We start from the raw sequence: 18,140 nt of genomic DNA, 5'->3' as shown, positions 1-18,140 counted from the left end.
ACGGATGTTCCGATCAGTGACGGATTTATCGCGTTTTACTCTCCGTGATGCCTTGCGTCACGACCGTCCGCTGCTATCCGAGCGCCGATTCGGTGCGGGAGGGCGTGACGCTCTGGGCGTTACGTCAATCGAGAAAATTCTCGACATCACGGCATGGCTAAGAGCACGAAGAACGAAGCTGCTCTGAATCTCCCTGCGTCGACGGCGATTGAGCCAGGATGAGATCCCGCAGCGAACGGCGGGCCGAAGCGGTCGTCGCCGAGGCATTTTCCAAATCCTCCGCGATTTTCGCGAGTTCCGGCAACGTGAAAGCAGCATGGGACGAAAGGGCGGCATCCTCGCGTTTCGTGCGCATGGCCGTCAGAATGTCCCAGACGGTGATTCCGGCGATATCGCGGGCCGGAATGAAGCTTTCATCGCCTTTTCCCGCTTCCACGACCAACCCGCCGGCTTGCAGTATGTCCAGGCTGTCTTTTACCGTTTCCCACGGCAGTGACAATCGCTCCGCCAACTCGTCGATGGTCCTGGGTTTATCCGCATGAACGAAACGCTCGCCGATCAAGTACATGACGGCGAGTCCGACCCTCTCTTTCAAGCGGTTGCTGAGCTGAAAGAAACGGCTTTTTCCCAGCACGTAATGGGGATGCTGGAAATAGAAGGCGGCTTGCCCGCCCAGCAGGAGGATCAGCCAGCTGAGATCGAGCCAGATCATGAACAAAATGACGATGACCAGGCTCGAATAAATGGCGTGGTAACTGGTCGAGCCGACCACGAACTTGGCGAACAGCAGGCCCGCCAGCTTCCATACCACGCCGCCCACGGTACCGCCGAATAACGCGGCCCGCCAAGGTACCCGCGTGTTCGGAATGTAAATGTAGACGAACGCAAACGCCACGATGATCATCAAATAAGGGAGGAGCTTGCCGCCCAGATAGAACAGGGTGCCGAAAGGTTCTTGGGCGATCAGTCGCCGGACTGCGCTGGCATGGGGCATCGAGGCCGTGAGACCGATGGCCGAAAAAATCAGCACCGGACCGAGCAGAATCACACTGAGGTAGTCGCTGGCCCGGCGGGCGAAGCTGCGGGCCTGTGTGACTCGCCAGATGTGATTGAATGCGGCTTCTATTTTTTCCAGCACCGAAATAATGGTGTAGATGAGCACCGCCAAACCGACGAAGCCGAGCACGCCCACGTTGACCTTGGTCACGAAGCCGAGAATGGCTTTCGTCAAATCGCCCGCCTTATCGCCCAAAGGAGCGAGCATTTGCAGCAAGAACGGCTCGAGCTGATTGTTGATGCCGAAAGCCTTCAGGAGCGAAAAGCACAAGGCGAGACCCGGCACGATGGCCAAAAGCGTGGTGTAGGCGAGACTCGTGGCGCGATAATCCAAGCCTTCGCTACGAACGGCTCCGACTAGCGCTTTGATCCAGGCGGACACCAAAGCCGCCAAGCCGCGGAGCCGGTGGAAAGAGTCGAGTTTTTGGCGCGCCTGCTTGATGGGGTTGAAAAGCTTGATTTGCATGCTGACCACGATCTTTGTTAGGCATTAGACAGTTTGGAGCAGCCGGAAACAGTGATATGGCAACTGGCCGCGGCAATATTATCGTGCGGATAGCCGCCGTTCTGCTCGCAGTCATGCTGTCGCTCGTACCGTCGTCGACACTCCGGCAGCCCCCGGAGCGAGTTTCGTCCGGCGATGCGATGCCTTTTTCGTCTTTCTCGAAAACGCTGCGAAAAATTGCGGACAGGTTTCCGGAGGACCGTTCCGACCGGTCCGTGTCTTTTCCGTTCGATCACGGGATTCATCCGGACGTCCCCATGGAAATCTGGGAATTCACCGGCCAAATGAACACGCCGGACGGTCACCGATACGGCTTTCTACTGAGCTTTACGCGGTTCGGTCTTCAGCCGGAACAGCCCGAAAGGCCATCGGCCTGGGCCACCCGCGACGTGTATCGGGGGCTGTTTGCATTTCTCGATGCGAGCAATGGCCATTATCGGGCATCCGAGCGTTTTGCAAGAGCGGCACTGGGCATGAGCGGGTATGATCCCGTTTCCGGGCTGGTCTGGCTGGACGACTGGAAGCTAAGGGTGCCGCTGGGAGAAACCACGTCCTTCGCCTTGCAGGCCGACACCGACGGGACGCAACTCAACCTCCGATTGGAGGCCCGAAAGCCCGCTGTCGTGCCGGCTGGGCAAAGCTTCCCGGCTGCTGCGGGAGGCCGTCTTCGCGCATATTTGCTTAGCCGTATGGCGATATCCGGAACGGTTCGGTTGGGCGAGCATCGACATAAGGTAACCGGCGAGGCCTGGCTCAGCCGCAGTTGGGGAAAACTAGCCCCGCCGGGCGGACAACTGGTCCTGAACCGCTATCAATTGCAGCTCGACAATGGCCGTGAGCTCCTGCTTTTCCAGCTGAGGCGCAAGGACGGCAGCGCGCCGCCAGTGTCGAGCGGGCTCCTGATCGAATCCGATGGCCGCGCTGTTCCGATTTCCGGAAACGACGTTCGGCTCGAGCCCGCCACCTACTGGTCTAACCCCTCGGGAGTTCCTTATCCGGTAGGCTGGATCGTGAGGCTGCCGAAGCTCGAAGCCGAACTGCGCCTTTCTCCCTTAGTCGAAGATCAGGAAATCGTCCGGTCCGTTCGCGCCTGGTCCGGCGCGGTCTCGGTGTCCGGAACCGGGCCTCGCGGTAAAGCGCTTTCGGGGCGGGGTTTCGTCGAATTGGCCGGCTATTGACGGTTTGATTCCCAAAAAAAGAATTTTTCCGCTAAAAAAACCAGCTTGTGAGTCGAACATGCCGAATGCCAAAACATCGTCCGTCGCTTCGATCGTCTTTACGGCTTTCTTGCTGGCGGCCTGCGAATCGAGGGAACGGACGAACGCCGTCAGCTATTCGCCCGCCGGACCCGTTCCTGCCGAACAGCAGCGGCCAGGCGATCCGAACAAAGGTTACGAGGCATTGCTCAACGCGCCGTACATCACCTGCGGCATGCCTTATTCGGCCTACAAACAGACGGCCTCGGCGCCCGAGCCCATGACGCTTATTCTGGGGAGACCCGGCCGAAACGCCGAGTTGCCTTACAACCTCACGGCTTACACGACACCCAAGGGCGTGGAGCTCGTAGTGAACAATTGCCTGTCCTGCCATGCCGGTTTCTTCGCCGGAAAGCTGGTCATCGGCCTAGGCAACGAAAATCTCGATTTCACCGAGGACCGTACGGCTGCCGCAGAAGGCGTCGGCGCATACGTGGAGGACGAGGCCGAAGCGGCGGAATGGCGGCGCTGGGCGGACCGAATCCGTGCCATTGCCCCTTACATGATCACCGACACGATGGGCGCGAATCCGGCCATCAATATGACGTTCGCGCTGATCGCTCACCGGAATCCGGAAACGCTGGCATGGTCGCCGGAACCGCTGATCGAGCCGCCGCCGAAATCGGTCGCGCCGGTCAGCATTCCGCCCTGGTGGCGCATGGCAAAGAAGAACGCCTTGTTCTACAACGCCGAGGGCCGCGGTGATCTCGCACGGGCCATGATGGTGGGCGCCATATTCTGCGCCGATGACGTCGATACCGTGCGAAATATCGATGCCTACGCGCCGGATATTCTGGCTTACTTTGCATCGCTCAAACCGCCGCCGTGGCCTTTCGGTCTCGACGGCAAGCTGGCCGAACAGGGGCGCGCCGTATTCGAGCGAACATGCTCCGGCTGCCACGGTACCTATGGCGAACAGCCGATTTATCCCAATCTGGTGCTGGGACTCGACGAAATCGGCACCGATCCAGTGTTGGCGCAACACGCTGTCGGCGGCGCATCGGACCGGTTCATCGCATGGTTCAACGGCTCCTATTACGGCGAAACGGCTCGCGCCGCCCCGGCGCCGGGTTATTTCGCTCCGCCTTTGGACGGAATCTGGATTACCGCTCCTTACCTCCACAACGGATCGGTGCCGACCATCGAAGCCTTGCTCGACAGTTCGAAACGGCCGAAGTATTGGACGCGGTCGTACGAGTCGTCCGCGGCCGATTACGATCCGGTCGGCCTGGGCTGGCGCTACACGGCGCTGGGGCAGGGGAAAGCCGGTACGGACGACCTGCGGGAACGGAAAAAAATCTACGATACGACCTTGCCCGGCCACTCCAATGCCGGCCATGTTTTCGGCGACGGCTTGAGCCCGGAAGAACGCAAGGCCGTGCTCGAATACTTGAAGACACTATAGAAGCCCGGAACTTGCTTATGGCTGAAACTGCCGAAGTCTCGTCAGCGAAGGATTGCCCGCCTGCAACGGCTTATTTCGAGATATAGGTCAGAATGTCGGGATGCTTCTGATTGTTTTTCGAGTCCAAAAAGTGCATTACATACGAACTCGAACGTCCGCCCGAATCATCGGCGGACTGCCGGCGGGGTGTGCCGGTTCGGGAAATGGGAAAAAACAATCAGCAAGAAGGAAGTGAAGCCATGAAACTCTATTCCATCGGCCACAGCAACAGAAGCTCTGACGAACTGATCGATATGCTCAAGAGGCATGGCATCGGGTGTCTGGTCGACGTACGCAGCAGGCCCGGTTCCGCGCGTTTTAGACAATTCAACCGTCCTACGCTGGAACGGGCTTTAACGCAGGCCGGCATTCAGTATCAATGGGAAGGCGACAATCTGGGCGGATGGCGATCGGCGACACCGGACGATGTAAAACACAGGGTCTTGAATCCGGGATTCCGGTCGTATGCCGCCTATATGGAGACGCCGGATTTCCGCGAAGCCGTGGAACAAATACTAAGGCTGGCACGAATCTGCCGGACGGCGTTCATGTGTGCCGAGAAAGATCCGTCGTGCTGCCACCGCTCTCTGATTTCCGATTACCTGACGGTGCGCGGACATATTGTCGAACATCTTATCGTGCCGAACGAAAGCTGTAGGCACGACCTGCATTCCGCCGCACGAATCGTCGGCTCGCGACTGATCTATGATCGAATTCAGCAAAACCTGGAGTTGTTCGCGCCGGATGTTACGTGAGTACACCTGGCGGCCGAGGCGCATAAATGGGCAAGAGCGCTTATCCGCCCCGTCGAATCTGCTGCCGGATCTGCGCCAGATAGCGCCGAAAGAACGAAAACGCCGCATAGAGCAGCACCGCGTAGAGTATCCACTCCTGTAGCGAGACGCCGGTCGGATCGTCGTCGAACACGACGATGCCGACCAGGGCGACCAAAGAAAGGGCAAAATAGTTGTACATAGGAGGTTCCTCACAGAATGTATGAAACGCAAGTCGTTTTCGGTAAGCAGGACATCTGGGGAAGGGGAGTCTCCATAGAACCCGAAGCCGATCTTTATCGTGTTGAAACGGCCTTGCCCCATCCTTTGACCGCGAACCGGAAAAGCCCTTTTTTGACAAGATATGTCGAAGTTCGCATCTTAGACAAATTGCCCGCTGGGTTATTCCTGCACGGGATGACACCGACAAACGTCATCGCGCCGAATCGAACATCAATATGCAGTAAGCCGCATGGAAAAACGCTTTGCTGAGATTGCCCGCCCGCCGGTTCTCCTGATCCACGGCGGCGCCGGCTCCCCGGAATCGGATCCCCGACTAAGCGAGAAACGCTGGACTTTTATCGGCGATTTGGCAGCGTCGGCATGGGCCGAGATTTGCCGAGGCCAATCCGCCGTCGATGCCGTGACGGAAACCGTCAAGCGCTTGGAGGAATCGGCTCTGTTCAACGCCGGCTACGGCTCGGCCTTGCAAAGCGACGGACTTGCGCGTCTCTCGGCCTCGCTGATGGACGGCGAGCGCCTGAAATTCTCGGGCGTCATGCTTGCGACTCACTTGGTCCATCCCATCAAACTTGCCCGGGCGCTCCAGAACCGGGCGGAATCGGTGCTCGGTCCCTTGGGAGCCCAGCTTCTGGCCCGGGAACTCGGCATGCCGCCGCAAAACCCGGTTCCCCCGGAGCGGGCGCGGCGCTGGGCGGAGTATCTGGAGCGGCAGACCGGGCCCTCGGTCGGCGCCGGAACGGTGGGCGCGGTGGTCCTGGACCAGCGGGGCCGTCTGGCGGCCGCCACGTCCACCGGCGGCGGCCGGTTCAATTTTCCGGAACGAATATCCGATTCGGCGACGGTGGCGGGCAATTATGCCTCCGGCTACGCCGCCGTCAGTTGCACCGGCATCGGAGAACAAATCGTCGATGACGGCGTTGCGGTGCGTCTCGAAACGCGTGTTCGGGACGGCCGCAACATCGTGCAAGCCTCGGAAGCGACCTATCGTGAAGCCGTCGAGCGGAAGCGCGAATACGGTTGGATCGCCGTGGACCACAGCGGGGCGTGGAGCATGTGCTGGACGACCGAAACCATGCTCTGCGCCGCGATGAGCGCGGACCGTCCGAGTGCTGTCCTGGGTCGGCCATGATCTCGCCCTTTCGTCTACTCCGCCGGCGGCGGCGCCGCAAGTTGCTTCAGCGGGGGCTGATATCCGAATCGACCTGGCTTTGGTCGCTCGCGGGGCTTCGAATTTTCGATCTCTTGAATAACGAAGAACGGGAGCGTCTGCGTCAACTGTCCACCCTTTTCGTTCACGAAAAGATTTTCGAACCGGCGGGCGGGATGATTCTGGACGACCGGGTGCGCACCCGAATCGCCGCGCTGGCCTGTCTCCCTATTCTCAATCTGGACTTCGACTGCTACGACGGATGGCGTACGGTGGTGGTTTATCCCGGCGGATTCATACGCCCTCGCTCGGAATTCGACGCTATCGGCGTCATGCACGAATGGGAAGATGTGTTGACCGGTGAATCCTGGGAGCGCGGGCCGGTCATATTGTCGTGGGCGGACGTGCAGGGTTCCGGACATTGCGAAGGCTATAACGTCGTCATCCACGAAATGGCTCATAAGCTGGACATGCTCAATGGCGCAGCCGACGGTTTCCCGAACTTGCATCGCGGGATGGCGCGGCGGGTTTGGACTGACGCGTTCACGGCCGCGTTCGAAGATTTCAACGATCGCGTGGACCAGGAGGAGAAGACTCCCATAGATCCTTACGCGGCCGAAGCGCCCGGAGAATTTTTTGCGGTGCTCAGCGAATACTTTTTCGAAGCGCCAGACTTGGTGCGCATGGAATATCCGGAAATCTACGACCTCCTTGCGCAATTCTACAGACAAGACCCGGCCGCGCGATTTCGTTCATCATTACCGGCAGACCCATTTCAGACTCGCGATGCACAAGCGCCGCGCGAAAGCCGGCAAACCGGCCATAACCCGCTGCGCGAAGCGCTTGCCGACGCCGTATCAGGAGACGACCATGGACGTTTTGAAAACGATTAGCGACAAACAGCTCCTCCGGCTGATGGGCGAGGCCGCAGCCTCTCCCAGGCTTCGGAAAAACCTGAACATTCACCGCGACCTAGAGGACCCGATCCAGCGCCTGTTCAACGCCATGGAGCCCGGAACCTACGTCCGCCCTCACCGCCACGCGCGCCCGGACGGATGGGAACTGATGCTGGCGGTGCGCGGCGCATTTTCCATCATTACCTTCGACGAAAAAGGAACCGTCCTGGAGCGCATCGACCTGAGCGCCGCGGGAGGCGATATGGCGGTGGAAATTCCGCCGTACACCTGGCATGCCGTGGTCGTTCTGGCACCCGAGACGGTCATGTTCGAGGTCAAACCGGGCCCTTACCGCCCCGTCGAGGACAAAGATTTCGCTGCTTGGGCTCCGGAGGAAGGCGATCCGGACGCGGAGCGGGTCGTGGCCTGGTATGAAGTCGCCAAGCCTGGCGAGCGCCTGGGGTTCCAGGAATCGGCGAAAGCGCAATGAAGATACGGAGAGGATTAGAGCGTTTTTCATCCCGGTGTACGGATTCGTGTAGGGCGGGAAGAACGTAGGTCGGCAATCCCTTGCCGACAAAGCCCTTTGCCGAGCCGGTACGTCGGCAAAGGATTGCCGACCTACATATGGGGCTCCCTTACACCGAATCAGAAAATGCTCTAGTAGCTCGGCACCGATAAGAAATAGAAGCGGTCTCCGGACTTTTTTGCGCCACTCAAGATCTATGTCGTAGTTTGAGGGCACGCCACAAAACGTCTTCGAATTTCGATAAGGAGAATATCGTGATGTCACGTTCGATCTACCGCGCCGCCATTCTTGCTACTTTAGTCATGTCTGCCCTCGTAGTGCAGGCGCAGGACCTCGAATCGCCGGTATCGAAAGATCAACATCTGCCGGAAGAGCACTCCGGTTCTGAACAATCGGCCGCCGGTCAACCCGGCAAACCCGACGAAGTCACGCGCACGATCGAAATCAAAACCCTGGACAGCATGAAATACGATCCCTCGTCGCTTACGATAAATCGCGGAGAAACATTGCGCCTGATCGTTAATAACATCGGCCGACTGACGCACGAGGCAACCATCGGTACGGTTGCGGAGCAGGAATCGCACGCCGGGGAGATGCATGCCGCTCCCGACACGCCCCATGACAGCCCGAATTCCGTGACCGTAGAGCCGGGCCAAACGAAAGAGTTGGTTTGGCGGTTCGATCGACCCGGCCGATTCGAGATCGGCTGCCATGTTCCGGGACACTACCAGGCAGGGATGATCGCCGAAGTTACCGTCCGCTAGAGCCTCGGGAGAGCGCCAGCAATGACCACGCAATCAGTTATCACAACGCAACGCGCTCTATCTGCCCGTGCGCGAGCCTACGATAAGCCGACCGCTGTCGGCGGCGCGACGGGGTTTTGGTGCGGTGCTGAATCGACCGGCGGGTGCGTTCCCCCCGAGCTCTTGTGACGCTTTAGTCCAGCCGGCGTACTCGCTACGCATTCGGTCCTCAGCGACTCCGCACGGCAATTCCGTGCGGGTCGGCGCGCTCCTCATCGTCAGTATCGTCGACGTTCGAGACGGGGGCGACTAGCTTCAGCATTCCGCTTTTGCCGCCTCGTTTGACCTCGATCACCCCTATGCCGGGCGTCTGTCCCTGAGCGTTATTGAGCTCCGGATTGTTGCCGGTGAGCGGGAACGGTCCGCGCAGCGTCGCGTACACCCGATCGCCGCTCGGCGATATTCCGAGAATGTCCGGTGCCGGGTCCCGCGATACGACGCCAGCCAGTTTTATCTCGTTCACTACGTCGTCAGTTTCGGTATCGACCACGATGATCTTGTTGGCGGCGCGGTCGGCTACCCAAAGGTAACGTTCCTGCCGGGTGACAAGCAGCCCATGCGAATCCACGTCTTGTTGTCCGTGATCGAAGACCACCGTCGGCGCAGGGGTGTCTGGCTTCGGATACGGATTTGGCGAAGGCGAGAACGCGCTCACCGGCAGAGCATAAAGTACGGATTGGAACCCGAGTTCGGCTCCACCGCCGCCGCCCGAATTGAAGTACATCTTGTTTCCCGTCTGGGCCGCCAGGAGACCGGCGGGTTCGATGGTCGAGGTCGTATACTCACCGGCGATAGCCATCGGCGTGGCGCGCGGATCGATGACAAACAGACCGCCGCCGCGAAGCGTGACAAACGCCAAGTTACTGGTGGAGTCCGGCAGCGCCAGGATGGGGGCGTTGTCCGGCCGAACACCGTCCTCATCGGCGGAGCCGAACTGTTTGAGGGCTCCGCTCGGCGTCGTCCCATCGGCAAGATTCAGAGTGGCGCTATGGTCGAGGGTAAAGGTGTTGGCTGCGTAATCGGTGTTGATTCTCTGTACGAGTTTGCCGTTCTGGTTAGCGACCAGAATATAGGTCTCATCCGGCGAAGGGACGGCTGCGTGAGCTTGCTTGCCTACATCGACCAGGAAGACCGGCTTTCGTGTTGCCGCCTCGATGATGAGGACATGTCCGGTGGCCACAAACGAGATGATGGCATGCGTGTGGGGCGCATTGAAGGTGATGTAGTGCGGTCGACGCGGTGTTGCCGTGTCGTCCAGCCGCTGTGCCAATTTCGCTAGTTCGAAGACCTCCGGTTTTGCCTTGGACGCCGCATTCCGGGACAACTTTCTGCCATCGAATATGTACAGCTTGCCGCCGATGTCGTCATCGGGAATGGTGCTAGGCGGGAAACCCGATTGGTCGATCATCCAAACCTCGTGATTCGATTTGTCGGGTGCAGAGACTCCAGTGGGAGAAAAGGCAGATAACGTTAGAAACAAGGCGACACCGAACGTGGTGGGGGGAAATCTATGGCGCATGGCGTTCTCCTGAACGGAGGCTGGTCATTTTTCCTTTTGAGAACCGAGGTTACTCATCTTGAGCGGAGGTGAATTTTCGACCCGATCTAATTTCTAACGACAACTTGCCGTCGCACGGGTTCACCCGAATCTGGGACGTTCCGGGTTTGGGTGTTTCGAATCCTGAAATATCCGTCCGTGGCGTATCGCGGACGAGACGCTCGCCCCGGTTACGGTAACGGAACCGACGAGCCACTTTGTGAAGGGCAAAATCAGCAAATTTCCGCTATGGGGGCCATCGACGGACTCCGGACCGAGGTAAATCGGAACTCCATGTCCCCGTATAGATGCAAGACGCTTCCTTGGATAGAAGCGTGTTACCATCCGGTCTCGACACCACAGAGAAGGGAACCAACGTGAACTCGGGAAAAGTGCTAGTCACCGGAGCGACCGGCCATCTCGGCGCCAATCTCGTACGCCGCCTGCTGGCCGACGGAGACGAAGTCCGTGTCCTGATTCGGCAGGGCCGCGACAACGGGGCCTTGGCGGGACTCGACGTCGACCGAGCCTATGGCGATTTGCGGGATTCCGAGGCGGTCGACGCGGCTGTGCGCGGCTGTTCCCGCGTCTATCACTGCGCGGCGCTGGTCTCGACCATAGCCGGGAATGGTGCCCATAAGCGGGAAGTCTTCGATACCAACGTCCTGGGCACGCGGCACATTCTGCAAGCCGCCGTCCGCCACAGCGTCGACAAGGTCGTGGTCTCCGGATCGCTCAGCGCCACCGGGTACGAACCGGACCGCCCCAGCCACGAAGGCATGCCGTTCTATCCCTTCGATCGCCATCTGCCCTACGGTTTCACCAAACATCTGGCGGAGCACGAGGCCTTGCGCGCCCACGCGGACGGCCTCAGCGTGGTCGTCGCCACCTCCTGCGCCATCGTCGGTCCGCATGATTACAAGCCGTCGCGCATGGGACGCGTGCTCATCGACTACGCCCATGGCCGGCTCAAAGCCTATATCCCCGGCGGCTTCGAATTCGTCTCCACCCGCGATATCGCCGAGGGCCATGTGCTCGCCATGCGGAAAGGCCGTTCCGGGCAGAAGTACATCATCAGCACCGCTTACTCCAGCGTGGACGACCTGATGGCTCTCTACGGGCAGGTGACCGGGCGACCGTCCCCTGGGCTGCGCTTGCCCGCACCCGTCATGGCCGCGCTGGCGGAAGTGGCCGACAAGACCTGGTTCCGGATCTTTCCCAACTCGCCTCGGCGATTCACGCCTGCCGCGGTGCGCCTGCTCTCGATGCGGCGCCGGGCGGATCACGAGAAGGCCAGACAGGAATTGGGTTATCGGCCCACCAGCCTGGCCGAAGCGATTCGGGAAGCCTACGAGGATTTCGTGCGCCGCGGTGTCATTACCCCGGTGAAATGAAGCGGCTTTTGGCCACCGTTATCCACCCTTGGTCACGTGGAGAGTACTGACGATGAGGAATGCGCAAGACACATCCCGGCAATCGCCGCCTGATTTCGCGGAAGCCAAAAATTCCCGGCAAAAGGCCCGTGCCGCCGGCCTCGATCCGGACCGCTGGTACGCGGTGGAATACGACAGCGCCGTCAAGAAAGGGGAGGTGAAGGAAGTCGTGTTCTGGAAGAGGTCCATTGCCCTGTTCCGCGGCAAGGACGGCGGGCTCGCGGCCGTGCAGAACCGCTGTCCGCACCGCCAGCTCAAGCTCACTCACGGCGTTGTGGATCGCTGCCATCTGCGCTGCGCCTATCACGGCTGGACGTTCAACCGGGACGGCTGGCTGATCGATTATTCCCATGACAGCTTCGGCAGACCGCTCATCAAAAACCGGTTGCGCACCTACCCGGTAAGCGTCCGCTACGGCCTGATCTGGCTGTTTCCGGGCGATCCGGCCCTGGCCGGAGAGCGAAAGATCCCCGAAATTCCGGAACTTACCGGAGACCATCCATGGGCCAATTTTGCCGTGGATTTCATCTGGCGTACCCACCATTCCATGGTGATCGACAATATCTGTGACTTCGCCCACGCGTTCCTGCATCGGAAATACCGTCCCTTCGTCGACGCCAAGCTCACCCATCACGAAGCCGACGAGGACCGGGTTTACCTGACCTACGACGCCCACATGGCCGCTGGGCGGTTTTCAGGAATTTTCGTCGATCGTAACCGCGTCAACACCCGTTCCATCGAACTGTGTTACGAGTATCCCTACCAATGGACTAACACCGGCGACAGCATCAAGAACTGGTCGTTCCTGCTGCCTATCGACGAACGGACCACCCGCGTGTTTTTCCTGTTCTATTTCGACAGCGTCAAGATTCCGCTGCTTTCCGTGAAAACGCCGAAGTGGCTGACCCAGATGGTGCTGAACGTCGCCAAACCTCTGGTGTTCAAGCCCATACTGCTGGAGGACGGAATTGCCCTGGAAGCCGAGCAACAGGGCTATGAGCAGCATTGGGATGCACCGCCCATCGAGCTCAACCCCGTCGTGCCGATGTTTCAGCAGTTGACGGCGCGGAAGTGGGAGGATTATCTCGCCCGCGCGGCGGCCTCGGCCCGAGGCGGCAATCCGGGCCATCGAGAGATTCCGATATCCGGCGATTGACGCCGAAATCGCGCTTGGGCCTTTGTATGGCCGGTGGCTTCATCGCTCGGTTCTCGTGCAATATTCGGGGAATCTGAAATCGGTCAGAACGCGTTCCATAACGGTTCCGTTACACCCAAACTCCCGGGATCATCAGCTTCTGCCAACCGCCCAGAAACATGATCCACACGACTACCGTAAGCCAATGAAACAGTATCGGCACCCAAATCGATCCCGACTTCAAATAGGTGAGGGTGCATACGATGCCGAGCAGTGTCGCCAGCACCAAAAAAACCGGGTCGAGAAACACCGCTCTTCGTGACAACAAACCATTGACGGGATGGGAGGCCACAAAGGCAACGAGACTGACCGAGGACCAAACGAGTTTTGTTCTCGGAGAAACCGCTTCAACCGGATGCGGCAGTAAGACGGCACGATATAAGACTTCCTCTACAAGACTCGGCGTCACGAGCAAAACGACGGGCGTCGAGGCGATTACCCAGGCGGATGCCTTCATCAACTCCGGGCGACAAAATCCCGTCGCCCATCCGATCAGCAGAGCGCACAGCGCGTAAATGCCGAATAACCCAAGGCATCCGCGCCAGGTCCGGCGCTTGGGGAAGGTCTTGAATGCCAGTCTTATGCTTTGCAAACGCATGTTCAACATCGCTCTCGGGCCTTATTCCTCGATGATGCCCTGTGTGCGGGCCGGCTCAGCGGCGACGGGTGCCGCGCTCATCATCGACGCCGTGGCGATCGTGATGCCGATCAGGGACCATGCTACTATCGCTGCGATGTTCGGCAACACGCCCTTCAGAACATCGGTCTTGATACTCTTGCCGTGCAAATCTGCAGGACTCTGCATTGAGCAGCCGGTCCTGCTCGACCTCAATTGAAAAAGATAGGGAATCGCATGAAACGAATGACAGTCTTCGCCCTCTTAGTGTGTGTTCTGACATTTGCCGCCTCCGGTTCGGCCGAGGTCGTGCCGTCGACCGCAGGACGCATACATCACGTTGTGATCGTTTGGCTCAAGGATCATGGGAGTTCAGCGGCGCGCCAACAGTACATCGAGGCGACCAAATCGCTTTCGAAGCTGCCGATGGTGTCGAGCTACCACGTGGGAGCCGCTCTGCCCGGCAAGCGGGACGTTGTCGACAGCTCGTACGATGTGGCTATCGTGGCCACGTTCGAGAATGCACAGGCGCTCGATGAATATTCGCGACATCCGGACCACGATAAGGTGATCAACGAAAGAATGAAACCCTTGGTGGACAAGGTCATCGTGTATGATTTCGTCGAGGCCCCATGAGGCTTCCTAAGCATCGAGCACGAGTATGACCGGCTGGCCTGGCGAACGGGCAGCGAGCGTCTTCGAAGAGTTCTTAGTGACGGGAAGTGCAGGATATCGACTGCGGGTACGGCCGGATCACGGTGTGCTGCCTGAGGATGCCTATCAAGTTGTGCAACCAGATAGGGCTCCGAGGCTGTTGATTCTCCATTAAAGATGGAGGCAGGACTCAAGTGTGTCAGGGATTCTTGCGATCAGCGCGATCGAGGATGAAGCGCGCCGTCATTAAATCCAGATGGCCGCCGCCGCCGTTTTTGAACAGGGTGATGTCGGCGGGAGACCGTCTGCCGGGATGGATGCCGCGGCATAGCTCGAAGTGATCGGCCAAAACGTCCGTCACGGATATCACGCCGTTCCGGATAGGAATGCAGAGTTCGCCGATATGGGCGACAGTGGTCTCGCGGGAGTCGACGAATATCTTGGCTCGCCGGATGGCAGTGTCGTCCGCCTCCCGCATATCCGGAGTAAACGCGCCGACCAAGTCCAGGTGGGTTCCGGGCTTGAGCCATTCGCCCCGGATGAGCGGAGCGGTGGCCATGGTCGCGCAGGAGACGATATCGGCGTCGCGTACCGCTTGTTCCAGGTCCGTCGTGGGGTGTATCGAAGTCCGTAGGCCAGCCAGGGAATCCGCTAATCTTACCGCACGGCGCGGCGTGCGGTTCCAGATCCATACCGACTCGATCGACGGGCGGACGGCCAGATGCGCTTGAATCAGATGAGGCGCCATGGCGCCGGCGCCGACCATGAGCAGCCTCTTGGCATCTTCGCGGGCCAGGTGCTTCGCGCCCAGTGCGGAATCGGCGGCCGTTTTCCACAAGGTGAGAGCGGTGCCATCGAGGCACGCCAAGGGTCGACCGTCCTCGGCGCCGAACAGAACGTAAAGGCCCTGTACCGAGGGGAGTCCACGGGTTTGATTGTCCGGGAAGACCGTCACCAGCTTCGCTCCGACGCCGAGTTTGCTTTGCCAGGCGGCCCGTACGAGAAAGTGCTGCGTTTGCCCGTCCGTATGCGATCGGCTCAGCAGCAGATCGTCCATCGCATCGATCTCGCTGCCGTGGGCCGCTTCAAGCCAGGCCACTAGAGACGGATAATCGAGCCGGTCGTTTATTTGTTCGGCGCCGATCCATTTCATCCAGGCTCTCCGAAGAATGTTCCTGTAGCGAAGCCTACCACGAATGGCCTGACTTGAAATTCAGTATGATCCCGCCGGGAACGCTATCCGGCGGTTCAGCTGTCTTATCGACGTATTGATGAGGTTTTGGTTTTCGGAGCCGGGCTATGTCTACCATCGTCTCTCACGCGGCGGTTCCGATCGCGCTGAGCGCCTGTTTTCCGGATGGCATTCTATCGCCTGAGGTTGTGCTATTGGGTGTCGCCTGCTCGATGATTCCGGATCTGGATGCACTCGGTTTTGCGTTCGGGGTGCGCTACGGTGATCCGTGGGGACACCGCGGCATGACTCACTCCATCTCCTTCGCACTATGCCTCGGAGCGTTATCGATGGCCGTTCTGCCCGGTGAACACAAATCTTGGCCGGTTTTCGTATTCCTGTTTCTTTCGAGCTTATCCCATCCCGTCATCGACGCCCTCACCGACGGCGGTCTGGGCGTTGCGCTTTTCGCGCCGTTCTCGAACAAACGTTACTTCTTCGCCTGGCGACCGCTCGCCGTGCCGCCCATAGGAATCTACGCCTTCTTTTCGGCCCGGGGATGGCTTGTGCTTAAAAGCGAGATGCGCTGGATTTGGCTGCCCTCGGCCTTGTTATTCGGTGTGGCGCGGGTCGTTAAAGCGCTCTTGTGATCGTTTTGCCTTTAGGCGACATTTAACGGCTCCCCGTCGTGAAATAGAACCAGCTGGCCGCGGCGCAGTTTGGTCCAGATTTCGTTGTCGGTAAGCGGGAGAGTGGCGATGACAGTCACTTTGTCGTACGGTGTCGTGAGTTCGCTGAAGTCTACCGTGATGTCCTGATCGACCAGGTGGGCGCAGCCGAACGGCGCTTTGCGCGTGATGAAGTGCAGATTCGTGGAACAGTGCGCGAAGAGGGAATCGCCGTCGGAAAGAAGATAATTGAAATCGCCGTGTTCCGCGATCTCGGCAGTGATACGCTCGACCACGCCATAGACCTGTTCTCGGCTCGGGGAACCATGTGGGAACGCCCGACGCAACGCATTCAACAGATAGCAGAAGGCTCTTTCGCTGTCGGTATCGCCGACCGGCTGAAAGACGTCATCGGGGCGCGGCGGATCGAAATGTTCCAAGGTGCCGTTATGGGCGAAGATCCAGTAACGGCCCCACAGTTCTCTTCGGAAAGGATGGCTGTTCTCAAGGGCAATTCGGCCTTTGGTGGCCTTCCGAATATGGGCGATGACGTTGGTCGAATGGATCGGGTAATGGCGCACCAGATCGGCTATCGGCGATTCGACTGTCGCTTTGGAGTCGACGAATAAGTGGCAACCGCGGCCTTCGAAAAAGGCGATGCCCCAGCCGTCGCGGTGGTGATCGGTCAATCCGCCGCGTACGTGAAATCCCTCGAACGAGAAACAGATGTCGGTCGGAACATTGCAGTTCATTCCCAAGAGCTGGCACATGGTGGATACCTACGCGATAGTGATCGACGGGCTCGGGTTTTAGTATGCCAGAACGGCAGCAAGCAGGCGGCAAGGGGGGGGCGTCTTGTAGCCCAACTGGATTCCGGTATTAGGCTGCCGTGAGTTCAAGCATCTACCAAATCCTTCAAAGAAAGCCCCTCGGTGGCTTGTGCGCCGCACGTGTGCAGTCTTTCCAATAGATGATCCACGGCGGGGACCGAGAGAGTGTTCTTGTCGATGGACGACGTTTCAGCCGGCGACGTTCGTATCGCTTCCAGAATTTCGGATACCGTGATGGCCGACAAATCACGGGCGGGAACAAATCCTTGATCGCCTTCGACCGCGACCAGAATCAAATTCCGTGTTTTCAGCGCGTCCAAGATTTTCTCGATCATGAGATCAGGGAGACCGAGGTGCTGGCTTAGGGCGTCGGTCGTCCACGGCTTTTTTCCCTGATGAAAGTGTTCCGCGATCAGGTACATGATCAAGAAACCGAGGCGTTCGAAGAGCTGATAGCTGAGTTTGACGTCGCGCTCGGCCAGATGGATGTAGCGCGGATGCTGGTGATAAACCGAAATCTGAGCGCCGATCAATAGAATGAGCCAGCTTACGTAGATCCAGATCATGAATACGATGAGGATCGCGAAGCCGGAGTAAATGGCGGCGTACCGGGCTGAGCTGGCGACGAATTCGGCAAACAGCCAGCCCGCTCCGCGCCAGCCGATGCCGGCCACGATGCCTCCGACCAGAGCCGAACGAAAGTTCACGTGGGTGTTCGGAAGAAATCGATAAGCAAAGGTAAAGGCACCGATGATGAGGAGGTACGGAAGAATCAGTCCCAACAGGTAATACAAGGTTCCGAAAGGTTCCTGACTGATGATTATCTGCGCGATTTCGGTGCTGGCCATGGATGCTATGAGTCCGAGAGCGGAGAAAACCAGCACCGGCCCCACGAGAAGAACGCTGAGATAATCGCTGAACCGTCTGTGAAAGCTGCGCGATTTCTTGGCCCTCCACACATAGTTGAAAGCCTCCTCGATTTTTTGCAGCAGAGAGAGAACCGTGTAGAACAGCATGGCGAAACCGACGAAACCCAATACGCCGACCCTAATGTTGCTGACGAATCCAATGATGCGGTTAACGATTTCCCTCCCTTGCTGGCCCAACGGCGCCACCAGTTCCAGCAGGAGCGGCTCCATTTGGTTGTGTACGCCGAACGCGGCGAGTACCGAAAAGCTGACCGCCAGGAGCGGGGTCAACGACAGCAGGGTCGTATAGACCAGACTCATGGCGCGGTAGTCCAGGCCGCCTTCCTGTATGTCTCTGATCAGCCTCTTGATCAAAGCTTTTACGTAGGCGAACCGGTTCCGTAGCGAAGACTGGTCAATCGATACCCAAGGCCAGCTTTTCATGACGTTTGATCCAGGAGGCTGTTTGCTGCAAA

The 18,140-nt window shown here is 59.0% G+C and carries 19 protein-coding genes; 11 read left to right on the top strand and 8 right to left on the bottom strand.

Features of this window, described 5'->3' with window-relative positions; all coding sequences use genetic code 11:
• Positions 1-157 precede the first annotated feature (157 nt).
• Positions 158-1,522, bottom strand: coding sequence for a YihY/virulence factor BrkB family protein (locus ACWJJK_RS17360; protein WP_156879490.1), 1,365 nt, complete (start codon positions 1,520-1,522; stop codon positions 158-160).
• A gap of 56 nt (positions 1,523-1,578) precedes the next feature.
• Here ACWJJK_RS17360 and ACWJJK_RS17355 point away from each other — a divergent pair, with 56 nt between their 5' ends.
• The 3 genes from ACWJJK_RS17355 (at position 1,579) to ACWJJK_RS17345 (ending at position 5,016) form a co-directional block, all read left to right on the top strand.
• Complete coding sequence (locus ACWJJK_RS17355) at positions 1,579-2,739, top strand: lipocalin-like domain-containing protein (protein ID WP_156879491.1); 1,161 nt, start codon at positions 1,579-1,581, stop codon at positions 2,737-2,739.
• Positions 2,740-2,797: 58 nt separating this feature from the next.
• Complete coding sequence (locus tag ACWJJK_RS17350) at positions 2,798-4,222, top strand: c-type cytochrome (RefSeq protein WP_156879492.1); 1,425 nt, start codon at positions 2,798-2,800, stop codon at positions 4,220-4,222.
• A gap of 239 nt (positions 4,223-4,461) precedes the next feature.
• Complete coding sequence (locus tag ACWJJK_RS17345) at positions 4,462-5,016, top strand: DUF488 domain-containing protein (protein WP_168175309.1); 555 nt, start codon at positions 4,462-4,464, stop codon at positions 5,014-5,016.
• A gap of 40 nt (positions 5,017-5,056) precedes the next feature.
• Here the strand turns inward: ACWJJK_RS17345 and ACWJJK_RS17340 are convergent, their stop codons facing one another.
• Complete coding sequence (locus ACWJJK_RS17340) at positions 5,057-5,236, bottom strand: hypothetical protein (RefSeq protein ID WP_077727934.1); 180 nt, start codon at positions 5,234-5,236, stop codon at positions 5,057-5,059.
• Between the two features lie 270 nt (positions 5,237-5,506).
• Here ACWJJK_RS17340 and ACWJJK_RS17335 point away from each other — a divergent pair, with 270 nt between their 5' ends.
• From ACWJJK_RS17335 to ACWJJK_RS17320, 4 genes are all read left to right on the top strand, one after another.
• A complete protein-coding gene (locus tag ACWJJK_RS17335; RefSeq protein WP_077727935.1) occupies positions 5,507-6,406 on the top strand; it encodes an isoaspartyl peptidase/L-asparaginase in 900 nt (299 codons plus the stop codon).
• Positions 6,403-7,317, top strand: coding sequence for a M90 family metallopeptidase (locus tag ACWJJK_RS17330; RefSeq protein ID WP_077727936.1), 915 nt, complete (start codon positions 6,403-6,405; stop codon positions 7,315-7,317). Before ACWJJK_RS17335 ends, ACWJJK_RS17330 begins: the two co-directional genes overlap by 4 nt.
• Entirely contained in the window at positions 7,295-7,810 is a 516-nt protein-coding gene (locus ACWJJK_RS17325) for a WbuC family cupin fold metalloprotein (RefSeq protein ID WP_205780630.1), read from the top strand. Before ACWJJK_RS17330 ends, ACWJJK_RS17325 begins: the two co-directional genes overlap by 23 nt.
• Positions 7,811-8,106: 296 nt before the next feature.
• On the top strand, positions 8,107-8,613 hold the full coding sequence (locus ACWJJK_RS17320) for a cupredoxin domain-containing protein (RefSeq protein ID WP_077727937.1): 507 nt from the start codon (positions 8,107-8,109) through the stop codon (positions 8,611-8,613).
• 208 nt (positions 8,614-8,821) lie between these two features.
• On the opposite strand, the gene ACWJJK_RS17315 is transcribed toward ACWJJK_RS17320, so the two are convergent.
• Positions 8,822-10,060 (bottom strand): YncE family protein, encoded by a 1,239-nt coding sequence (locus ACWJJK_RS17315; protein WP_156879493.1) that lies wholly within the window; start codon positions 10,058-10,060, stop codon positions 8,822-8,824.
• 464 nt (positions 10,061-10,524) lie between these two features.
• On the opposite strand from ACWJJK_RS17315, the gene ACWJJK_RS17310 reads away from it, so the two are divergent.
• Both ACWJJK_RS17310 and ACWJJK_RS17305 read left to right on the top strand, forming a co-directional pair.
• A complete protein-coding gene (locus tag ACWJJK_RS17310; protein ID WP_454128313.1) occupies positions 10,525-11,583 on the top strand; it encodes an NAD-dependent epimerase/dehydratase family protein in 1,059 nt (352 codons plus the stop codon).
• Positions 11,584-11,635: 52 nt separating this feature from the next.
• On the top strand, positions 11,636-12,778 hold the full coding sequence (locus ACWJJK_RS17305) for a Rieske 2Fe-2S domain-containing protein (RefSeq protein ID WP_086133079.1): 1,143 nt from the start codon (positions 11,636-11,638) through the stop codon (positions 12,776-12,778).
• A gap of 109 nt (positions 12,779-12,887) precedes the next feature.
• Here ACWJJK_RS17305 and ACWJJK_RS17300 read toward each other — a convergent pair whose 3' ends face one another.
• Both ACWJJK_RS17300 and ACWJJK_RS17295 read right to left on the bottom strand, forming a co-directional pair.
• Positions 12,888-13,415, bottom strand: coding sequence for a CPBP family glutamic-type intramembrane protease (locus ACWJJK_RS17300; protein ID WP_168183709.1), 528 nt, complete (start codon positions 13,413-13,415; stop codon positions 12,888-12,890).
• Between the two features lie 21 nt (positions 13,416-13,436).
• Positions 13,437-13,622: a hypothetical protein gene (locus tag ACWJJK_RS17295; protein WP_086133081.1), complete on the bottom strand. Its 186-nt coding sequence runs from the start codon at positions 13,620-13,622 to the stop codon at positions 13,437-13,439.
• A gap of 48 nt (positions 13,623-13,670) precedes the next feature.
• Here ACWJJK_RS17295 and ACWJJK_RS17290 point away from each other — a divergent pair, with 48 nt between their 5' ends.
• The gene (locus ACWJJK_RS17290; RefSeq protein WP_240506769.1) at positions 13,671-14,069 is read left to right on the top strand and encodes a Dabb family protein; all 399 of its coding nucleotides are present in this window, start codon (positions 13,671-13,673) and stop codon (positions 14,067-14,069) included.
• A 217-nt stretch (positions 14,070-14,286) separates the two neighbouring features.
• Here ACWJJK_RS17290 and ACWJJK_RS17285 read toward each other — a convergent pair whose 3' ends face one another.
• Positions 14,287-15,240, bottom strand: coding sequence for an ornithine cyclodeaminase family protein (locus tag ACWJJK_RS17285; protein WP_156879497.1), 954 nt, complete (start codon positions 15,238-15,240; stop codon positions 14,287-14,289).
• Between the two features lie 146 nt (positions 15,241-15,386).
• On the opposite strand from ACWJJK_RS17285, the gene ACWJJK_RS17280 reads away from it, so the two are divergent.
• Complete coding sequence (locus ACWJJK_RS17280; protein ID WP_156879498.1) at positions 15,387-15,908, top strand: metal-dependent hydrolase; 522 nt, start codon at positions 15,387-15,389, stop codon at positions 15,906-15,908.
• An 11-nt stretch (positions 15,909-15,919) separates the two neighbouring features.
• Here ACWJJK_RS17280 and ACWJJK_RS17275 read toward each other — a convergent pair whose 3' ends face one another.
• Both ACWJJK_RS17275 and ACWJJK_RS17270 read right to left on the bottom strand, forming a co-directional pair.
• Positions 15,920-16,696, bottom strand: a complete 777-nt coding sequence (locus tag ACWJJK_RS17275) for a class II glutamine amidotransferase (protein ID WP_077727945.1) — start codon at positions 16,694-16,696, stop codon at positions 15,920-15,922.
• A gap of 125 nt (positions 16,697-16,821) precedes the next feature.
• On the bottom strand, positions 16,822-18,108 hold the full coding sequence (locus ACWJJK_RS17270) for a YhjD/YihY/BrkB family envelope integrity protein (protein ID WP_077727946.1): 1,287 nt from the start codon (positions 18,106-18,108) through the stop codon (positions 16,822-16,824).
• Between the last annotated feature and the right edge of the window lie 32 nt (positions 18,109-18,140).

The sequence above is a fragment of the Methylocaldum gracile genome (genome assembly GCF_053646815.1).
Note: the sequence above shows the minus strand (reverse complement) of the source record. Positions and strands in the feature narration are given on the sequence as shown.